Annotated in this window: 9 protein-coding genes and 1 tRNA gene; 1 reads left to right on the top strand and 9 read right to left on the bottom strand. The window is 43.5% G+C overall.

Annotated elements, in window-relative coordinates:
* Positions 1-12: 12 nt before the first annotated feature.
* Positions 13-89 (bottom strand) — tRNA-Arg (locus tag RAC86_RS31370).
* Positions 90-415: 326 nt separating this feature from the next.
* Between RAC86_RS31370 and RAC86_RS31365 the strand changes: the two genes are divergently transcribed.
* A complete protein-coding gene (locus RAC86_RS31365) occupies positions 416-1,270 on the top strand; it encodes a manganese catalase family protein (protein WP_080528989.1) in 855 nt (284 codons plus the stop codon).
* Positions 1,271-1,328: 58 nt separating this feature from the next.
* Here RAC86_RS31365 and gmuG read toward each other — a convergent pair whose 3' ends face one another.
* From gmuG to RAC86_RS31325, 8 genes are all read right to left on the bottom strand, one after another.
* Positions 1,329-2,417: a mannan endo-1,4-beta-mannosidase gene (gmuG, locus tag RAC86_RS31360; RefSeq protein ID WP_080528988.1), complete on the bottom strand. Its 1,089-nt coding sequence runs from the start codon at positions 2,415-2,417 to the stop codon at positions 1,329-1,331.
* Between the two features lie 18 nt (positions 2,418-2,435).
* Complete coding sequence (gene manA, locus RAC86_RS31355; RefSeq protein WP_029725851.1) at positions 2,436-3,383, bottom strand: mannose-6-phosphate isomerase, class I; 948 nt, start codon at positions 3,381-3,383, stop codon at positions 2,436-2,438.
* Positions 3,380-4,279, bottom strand: a complete 900-nt coding sequence (locus RAC86_RS31350) for an ROK family protein (RefSeq protein WP_377886407.1) — start codon at positions 4,277-4,279, stop codon at positions 3,380-3,382. Before RAC86_RS31350 ends, manA begins: the two co-directional genes overlap by 4 nt.
* 28 nt (positions 4,280-4,307) lie before the next feature.
* A complete protein-coding gene (gene gmuR / locus RAC86_RS31345; protein WP_015715336.1) occupies positions 4,308-5,021 on the bottom strand; it encodes a transcriptional regulator GmuR in 714 nt (237 codons plus the stop codon).
* A 148-nt stretch (positions 5,022-5,169) separates the two neighbouring features.
* Positions 5,170-6,567 (bottom strand): 6-phospho-beta-glucosidase GmuD, encoded by a 1,398-nt coding sequence (gene gmuD / locus RAC86_RS31340; RefSeq protein WP_038428436.1) that lies wholly within the window; start codon positions 6,565-6,567, stop codon positions 5,170-5,172.
* A gap of 17 nt (positions 6,568-6,584) precedes the next feature.
* Positions 6,585-7,913, bottom strand: coding sequence for a PTS cellobiose transporter subunit IIC (gene celB / locus RAC86_RS31335; protein WP_377886406.1), 1,329 nt, complete (start codon positions 7,911-7,913; stop codon positions 6,585-6,587).
* 18 nt (positions 7,914-7,931) lie between these two features.
* The gene (locus tag RAC86_RS31330; protein ID WP_377886405.1) at positions 7,932-8,264 is read right to left on the bottom strand and encodes a PTS sugar transporter subunit IIA; all 333 of its coding nucleotides are present in this window, start codon (positions 8,262-8,264) and stop codon (positions 7,932-7,934) included.
* On the bottom strand, positions 8,264-8,575 hold the full coding sequence (locus RAC86_RS31325; protein ID WP_014475989.1) for a PTS sugar transporter subunit IIB: 312 nt from the start codon (positions 8,573-8,575) through the stop codon (positions 8,264-8,266). The genes RAC86_RS31330 and RAC86_RS31325 overlap by 1 nt, the downstream gene beginning before the upstream one ends.
* Positions 8,576-8,618: the final 43 nt, after the last annotated feature.

Raw genomic sequence — 8,618 nt, 5'->3', positions numbered from 1 at the left:
ATTATCTTATATTGGCGCGCCCGAGAGGAGTCGAACCCCTAACCTTTTGATCCGTAGTCAAACGCTCTATCCAATTGAGCTACGGGCGCTTATCAAGCGACTTAACTATCATACTATCATTTGATGGTGAAGTCAAGAAGTTTTTTAAAATGTTTTTTCGAATCTTTTTCAATTCGACTTTTCTTATTATACACATTTTTAAAATCTTGTAAACACCTTAGAAAAACTTTTTTTGTTTTTCGTTTTGTTTCACGCTGTTCATCAGCGACGTTTAATAATATACCATGCCTGTTTTATTTGGTCAATACTTTTTCTGTATTTTTTTATTCTCTTCTTTCACCCCTTCTCATGTATATATTTTATCTCATCTTACAAATAATATAAGAAAATCTCTTAAGAAGAAATGAGGCGTGTTATGTATTACTACAAAGAGGAACTGATTAATATCATTAAACCGGACAAGCCAGACCCGGCAGCTGCTAAGGTCCTGCAGGAGATATTAGGCGGTCATTACGGAGAAATGCGTACAATGATGCAGTTTTTTTTCCAAAGCTCTAATTTCAGAGGAAAGCAGAAACAGTACCGCGATCTGCTTCGCGGCATTTTTTTAGAGGAGATTGCCCACGTTGAACTGGTTCAAAACACAATCAATGCTTTATTAGATGAATCAGGCGGTGAAGGTGTCGGCAGTCAAGGTACAGATCAAGCGCCACTTGATGAAGCGGTTAAACATGCTAATCCTCATCATTATATTATTGGAGCGCAAAGTTCCCTTCCTGTTGATGCAGGGGGCAATCCGTGGAACGGGTCGTGGGTGTATAACCACGGAAACTTAATTACTGACCTGCTGGATAACCTGCTTCTTGAGTCGACAGGTGTGCTGCAAAAAACAAGAATTTATGAAATGAGCTCTAATCAGACGTTCCGCGAAACACTTGCTTTTCTGATTGTACGCGACAATGCTCACCAGAATGCATTCGCGAAAGCGCTCGAGACATTGGGCGTTGAATGGGCGAAGCTGCTCCCTGTGCCGAATTATGACATTAATAAATATCCTGAGTGCAGAAAGTATGTCGAATTAGGCTACCATAATTCACAGTTTAACTTTAGGTTGGATGAAACGAGAATCAGTGAAATCTATCAAGGGAAATCTCCAAGCCGAAATGGCGGAGAGTTACAAGTAATAGATCCTCCGGCAGGGTTTCCCGTACCAGTGCTTCCTGAAATACCAAATGAACACAGTCCTGGGTTAGGCGATATGAATGCTTAATCCAGTGGGAAGGTGTTCAAGAAACTTCTTGAGCACCTTCTTATTGTACATTACTGATTCATTCAACGATTGGCGTTAAAGAATCGCCATTCCATATTTCTCCCTTGTTGAGTGTCCAGCTGTCATGATATAAAGCTGAAGCACCCTTGTTTACAGCTGGGCTCCATTCATCATTCCATGCGAGGAAGTAAATGGTTTTAGGATATTTTTGTTTTATTGCATTGATGAACAGGCTGTAATCGAAGCTGCCGTTTGCTGTTTGCGGGCCGACTTCTGTAAAAGCAAATGGTTTATTAAGCGCTGTTAGCTGATCGTATCCATTGATCGAGTAGGCATCTTGAAAATACGCATCTAATCCGACAATATCCACGTAAGACGCGCCCGGGTAAAAATCAGTTTTAAAATCTCGGTTGGCGTCGGGAGAGTAAACCCAAAGCAAATGATCAAGTCCTCTTGTGTCGGTCATATAATGATAGATTTTCTTGTAGAGCTGTTTATATAGAGAGATTCTTTCATTATCCTTTTGGTTATATGATGTAAGTCCCCACCAAAACCATTCACCGTTCATTTCATGCAGCGGCCTGAACAAAACAGGCACACCTTGGTTCTCCAGCTCTTGAAGTCCGTCAGCAATTTTGCTGAGCATGGCATTCAGCCGCTTCCCTTCTGCTGTTGAAGAATCTAGTATTTTTTTATACTGATCGTTTGTAATCGGTGTTTTAAAATGCCCTGACTGAAAAGCAGGATTCGCCAGGTGCAAGCTGATTTGAGGGATTCCACCATTTTTCCAATACGACATTAAATCGCTGTTGCAGCTTACATCTATTGAATCTTCAATATTTGCTGTTTCAAGCCATCCTCTGGCATAATCGCAGCCGTAAATAGCAGGCGATTGCCCGGTGGCGCTTCGGATTCTATCAGCCTCAGCCATAGAAAATGTGTCGTGACTGTAACCTCCGAACGCTCCGGAAAGGACTCTGTTTTCCGTTCGGTTCGGCAGGTGCGCAAGCCAGTTCATCACTGTTTTTGTTGTCTGCTGGGCATTAGGATTCACAGGCGACACAGTATGCGCTTCAATTGGTTGTGCTAAAACAGCAGACGCAAGTAAAAATATAATGAGCAAAGAGATCGTATGTTTCTTAAACAAATGCAACTCCCCCATTCATTAAGGATGAGATATCATGAATTCACATGTTCCTTCTATTGTAAATTCTCCAAAATGCGCAGGCAGAATAAAGTGTGAGCCTGCATTGCATTCATACTGAATACCATTATTTATGATTCGTCCTGATCCGCTCAGAACACTCCCCAGCAAATAGGTTTGATGTGAAGGAAAAGCAGCTCGGCCGCTAATCTTCCATTTGTACACTGAGAAATAATCTGATTGCACATAAACAATGATCTCAGCGTTACCAACTTCTTTTACTTCCGGTGTATGCACTTTATCGATATGCGGTATCGTTATGACTTCCATGGCTTTTTCTATATGAAGAGTTCTTTTTTGGCCCTGGTCATTACAGCGGTCATAATCGTATACGCGATACGTTGTATCAGAATTTTGCTGGATTTCAAGGACAAGGGTTCCCTCACATAAAGCATGGAGTGTACCGCTTGGCACATAAAAGAAATCTCCGGGCTTGATTTTGATTCGCCTCAGCAGCCCGTTCCAATCACCGCTTTCTATTCGTTGTTTGAATTCCTCCTTTGTGCTTGCGTGATGTCCCAAAATCAGTTCGGCGTCATCTTTGCAATCAATGATATACCAGCACTCCGTTTTACCAAGGTCGCCATTTTCGTGCAGTTTTGCATAATCATCATCAGGATGGACTTGCACGGAGAGATCCATATTGGCGTCCAGCAATTTTACCAGCAGCGGAAACACCTTCCTATCTGGAAACCCGAAAATCTCCGGATGATCTTGCCATACTTGATCAAGTGTCTTTCCTGCCAGCGGGCCATTTTTTACAGACGACGAGCCATGGGCATGTGCAGAAACGGCCCAGCACTCACCTGTTTTTTGTGAGGGTATTGCGTAGCCAAAAGCGTCACGAAGCTTCGTCCCTCCCCATAGTCTTTCTTTAAAGACAGGCTCTAAAAATAAAGGATGCGTCATGATCGCACCTCCCCGGATGCTGCCTCTGCTTGTAAGGCCTGATGCGCTAAAACTAGCGTGCCGATGATTCCGGCGTTACTGCCTAAACGTGGAGGTACAATATAATCACTTATATCATCTGATAATTCAGAAAAATCCAAGTAGCTGTTCATGATTTTTGGTACATATTGATAGATATAAGAAAACACTTGTTTCTGTTGCATGACGCCGCCGCCAAGAATGATTTTTTTAGGTGCAAGGATCAAAATATACTGAGCCAGCGCTTGGGCAATATAGTACCCTTCCAGTTCCCAGACTTGGGCTATATCTGATAAATCCGCGGCTTTTTTTCCCCAGCGGGCTTCGATAGCGGGACCTGAAGCTAAGCCTTCAAAGCAATCTCCATGATAAGGGCACTTCCCTTGGTATACGTCATCCGGGTGCCTCCGGATATAAATATGGCCCATCTCTGGGTGTGACAGCCCCTGAAGGAGCCTCCCCTCTACAATAGCCCCCGCTCCGATGCCAGTGCCAATCGTTATATACAGGCAGCTGTCAAGACCCTTCGCTTCACCGAAAAGGAATTCACCCAGCGCCGCAGCGTTGACATCTGTACTAAAACCGACTGGGATTTTCATTTCGTTCTTAACGGTTTGCAAAAAGGGATAGTGTCTCCAGCCCGCTTTCGGCGTGGCCGTAATGGTACCGTATGTTTGACTCGTTTTATCGTTATCAACGGGACCAAAGGAGCCGATGCCGATTGCCTGTAATGAAAATTGGCGAAAATATTGAATTACTTTCTCTATCGTTTCATCCGGCATCTTTGTGGAGAATTCTATCCTGTCAATGATCGTTCCATCTTCTCTACCGACAGCACAAACAATCTTTGTGCCGCCTGCTTCAACACCGCCAAGCATGCAGATGGCCTCCTTGTTGTCTCCGCAATCAGCGCCGTATGTTTACAGAAGTCACAACAAACTTGTCATGCCGATGACGTGAAAAGGAATATTCAAATGGAATCCCGGTATCTAAGAAGCCCACATGTTCCACTTCCAGAATTGGATCATCCTGTTTACAGCCCAGATGCTGCTGGTCAATATGATCAGATTTGCAGGCTCTGATTTTCCGATGCGTTCCGGCGATTTTGAGCTGCAGCACATTTGTAATATGATTGTAGATCGAATCATGAAGTACATCGTCATTAATGCCCGGTATTAAATGAGTCGGCATATATGTTTTTTCTAATACATAGGGTTCACCTTCTACAATTCGCAGCCGAACGACATAATAAACCGGTGTTTTCTGATCAATAGACAAATGGGCGGCCACTTCCTCAGTGGGAAATTGCACTTCAAACTGAATGACCTTGCTTTGGATTTTTTTATCTTTCAGCAAGTTGGTCAATCCGAGAATCTCATTGCTGACTACATGGACATGGTCATCCTGTATTGCAGATTGAATAATAAACGTGCCATGGCCTCGTTTTCTAAACAGCAGACCCTCGGCAACTAAATTATCCAAGGCTCTCTTCATCGTCATGCGGCTTGAGTTAAATTCTTTTGCAAGAGATACTTCATCAGGAATGGGCTGATCGATCGGATATACGTTATTTTTAATTCTATTTCTCATTTCATTTGCAATGATTTCGTATTTATTCATTGGTATCCTCCGGCAGCTGTTAGAGTCTGATATCACATAAGCTTTTACGGATATCATAAGTTCTTTTCCCTATTTCATCAATGTTGCGGATTTTCGTCATCTCTATTCGTTATGATGATTGCCGGAAGATCTTGACCTTTAGGAAAATCTAGAAACCGTGTTGCTCAGCAACCTTTTTGAACCAATTTCCGCTCTTTTTGACGGTTCTTTCTCCGTCTTTCTCAAGATTGACTGATACAAATCCGTATCGGTTTTTATAGGCATTTGTCCAAGACCAGTTGTCCATGAACGTCCATAAGTGATAGCCTTTTACGTTCGAGCCTTCCTGTATGGCGCGGTGAATCCATTTGAGGTGCTCTTTTATAAATTCAATCCGGTAATCATCATGAATGATGCCTTGTTCATCTCTGAAGCGCTCTTCACCTTCAACCCCCATGCCGTTTTCAGAGATAAAACACTCGATGTTTCCGTAGTTTTCTTTTAAATTGATCAAAATATCATAAACGCCTTTTTCATAGATCTCCCAGCCGCGATGCGGATTCATTTTGCGGCCCGGCATGACGTAGGGATCAAAATACCTGTCAGGCAAAAAAGGAGCGTCGGGATTCGGAAGATGTTCTTTCGCTTTCACACGTCTCGGCTGGTAATAATTCACTCCCAACAGGTCAACCGTGTTCTTTTTGATGATGTCAAGATCTTCAGGAATGTAATCAGGCATAAAGCCTTCATGCTTCAAAATGTCAACCAGCTCTTTGGGAAATTCGCCTTTGACAGATGGATCTAAAAAAGATCTGTTAAAAAACGCGTCTGCGATTTCCCCGGCTTTCACATCCGCCGGATGGCTGCTTCTCGGGTATGAAGGGGTCAAATTTAAGATGATACCGATTTTTCCGTCCTGCTTCATCTCCCTGTAAGCCTGAATGGCACGGGCACTTGACAGCATCGTATGAAATCCAACCTGGACGGCCTCTTTAAAATCGACCTTGTTTGGATAATGAAAATCATATAGGTATCCGCCTTCTACGGGAACGATTGGTTCATTATGCGTGAACCATTTTTTCACCCGGCCGCCAAACAAACGGAAGCAAGTTCTTGCATAGTTTTCATACGCGTCAACCGTCTCTCTGTTGACCCAGCCGCCGATTTTTTGAAGCGCCATCGGCATATCGAAATGAAACAAATTGACAAAAGGTTCAATTCCGTTAGCGATTAACTCATCAATGACATTGTTATAGAAATTTGCGGCTTTATCGTTGATCTCGCCCGTTCCGTTTGGTATTAAACGTGACCAGGAAATCGACATCCGGAACGAGTTGTGGCCAAGCTCCTTCATCAGCCTGATATCTTCTTTATAGTTGTCGTAAAATTGGGATGTGTCTGCGGGGCCGACATGATCAAAAAAACGATGCGGTTCTTTTTCAAACCAATAATCCCATATATTCTGGCCTTTTCCGTCTCTGTCGGCGGCACCCTCCGTTTGTGTTGCTGAAGCCGATGATCCCCACCAAAAATCCTTTGGAAAACGATATTGTTCTGTTTGTGCCAAGTCTCTCTCCCCTTATGTCACATTTTTATGCTGTTATCATTTTGCTGAGCAGCTGTTACCTGCACAGCCTGTTCTTTTTCTTTTGCCAGACTTAATTTATCCATTGCTTTTAGGAATGGAAACCAGATCACGAAGACAATCAGCAGATTGATAAGTTGCATCACGCCCCCCATGATTGAGTTCGTCGCCATGATGCCATTAATGAATAATGGAACCGTCCACGGCACCGTCACACCAGTCGGAGGCGGAACGAGCCCGGCTGACATAGCCAGATAGGTGACGAGCGTAACAACCATCGGTGCCAGCACCCAAGGCACAATAATGATCGGATTCATGACAATCGGAAGCCCGAAGATAATCGGTTCGTTTACGTTAAAAATACCGGGAGCGAGGCCAAGTTTTGATACTTGCTTCATCTGCCTGCTTTTCATGAATATGAGAATGGTAAACACAATCGCAAGCGTCATCCCGGTTCCGCCCATCCCTACTGTATAAATCTCCATAAACGGTTTTGAAATAATATGAGGGATTTCTTTTCCCGCCGTGTAAGCAGAAAGGTTTTCTACCTGCAGTGTATTCCAAATCGGGTCCATCACGGAGTTGATAATGATCTGTCCATGCAGTCCGAAAAACCAAAGAATTTGAATGAAAAACACGGCAATCAGCGTTGGGATGATACCGCTTCCAAGTCCGACAAGCGGAGCCTGAATCGCGTGATAAATGACGTCGTGCATATTTGTTTTAAAAAACAGAGTCACCATTACGTTAATCAGCAAAAATACGGTCAATGTGATAAAAGCCGGAATAAGTGCGGCAAATGATTTTGCTACAGCAGGCGGAACGCCGGCTGGCATTTTGATTGTCAGGTTTTTTTGAACGATTCTTCTGTAAATTTCGCCAGAAAGAAATGCCGTAATCATCCCAAGAAACATCCCTTTTGCACCGAGACGATCGACCGGGATAACCCCTGTAATGGCATCACCTGTTTCCGGCTGAACGATAAATGGCGTTAAGAGCAAAAAGGAAACCAAAGCGATCGCTCCGCCAAATACAGCTTCGACCTGATAGCTTTTCGACAGGTAATAGCCTATCCCGAACACAACAAAGACAGACATAATGCCCATTGTCGCCGTGGAGGCAATGCCGAAATGAGACTGAAACGACGTAAGCATTGAGGCGTTCATGATTTTGTTTAGAAACGGCAAATTCGTTAACACGACAAAAATGGACCCGAATATCGTCAGCGGGAAAGCCAGCATAAATGCATCACGCAACACTTGCAAATAGCGGTTATTGTTTAACCTCCCTGCAATTGGAACAAGGAATTGGCTGATTTTCTCGAACACCCTATCCACCCCGATTTTTTATATATTCTTGGTTTTAAAGAGATCAAGCATCTCTTTCACTAATTCTTTCATGGATAATGTTGACATCAGATGATCCTCTGCATGCATAAGCAGCAATGAGAAAGCTTGTGCTTCTCCGCCGGATTCCTTCTGTATCATTTGAAAGTGAATGTCATGGGCCGCGGATAAATCCTGCTCAGCCTTGGCAATGAGGGCATCAGCCTCGTCCTTGTTCCCTTCTTTGTAGGCGCGCAGTGATTGTATGATGCAGCTGCGGGCATTTCCGCTGTGCAGGATTAGCTGAAAACTGATTTGCTCGTCTGTTAAGTTCGTGATTTTCACCTGTTCCATTATTGATTCACCATTAAGGACAATGCCTGCTCATACGCTTTTTTCCCATCTGCCATTCCGTAGGCCATCATGTCAATGACTTCAACCCGAATGTTGTATTGATCCGCCTCTTTTTGGAGCTCGCTTTTCAGAAAGCTCATTTGCGGACCAATCAAAACGGCATCCGCTTTTCTCATGTCTTCTTTTGCCTTATCTTGGCCAACAGCCCAAATCTCCGCTTCCTCACCGATAGACTGTGCGTATTCCTTCATTTTTGTCACCAATAAACTGGTAGACATTCCTGAACTGCACGCGAGTAATATTTTTTTCAAATGCTATCCCCCCTTGTGATTAAAACGCTTACACCGATTATTA

It is taken from the genome of Bacillus sp. LR_5 (assembly GCF_042709275.1).
Note: the sequence above shows the minus strand (reverse complement) of the source record. Positions and strands in the feature narration are given on the sequence as shown.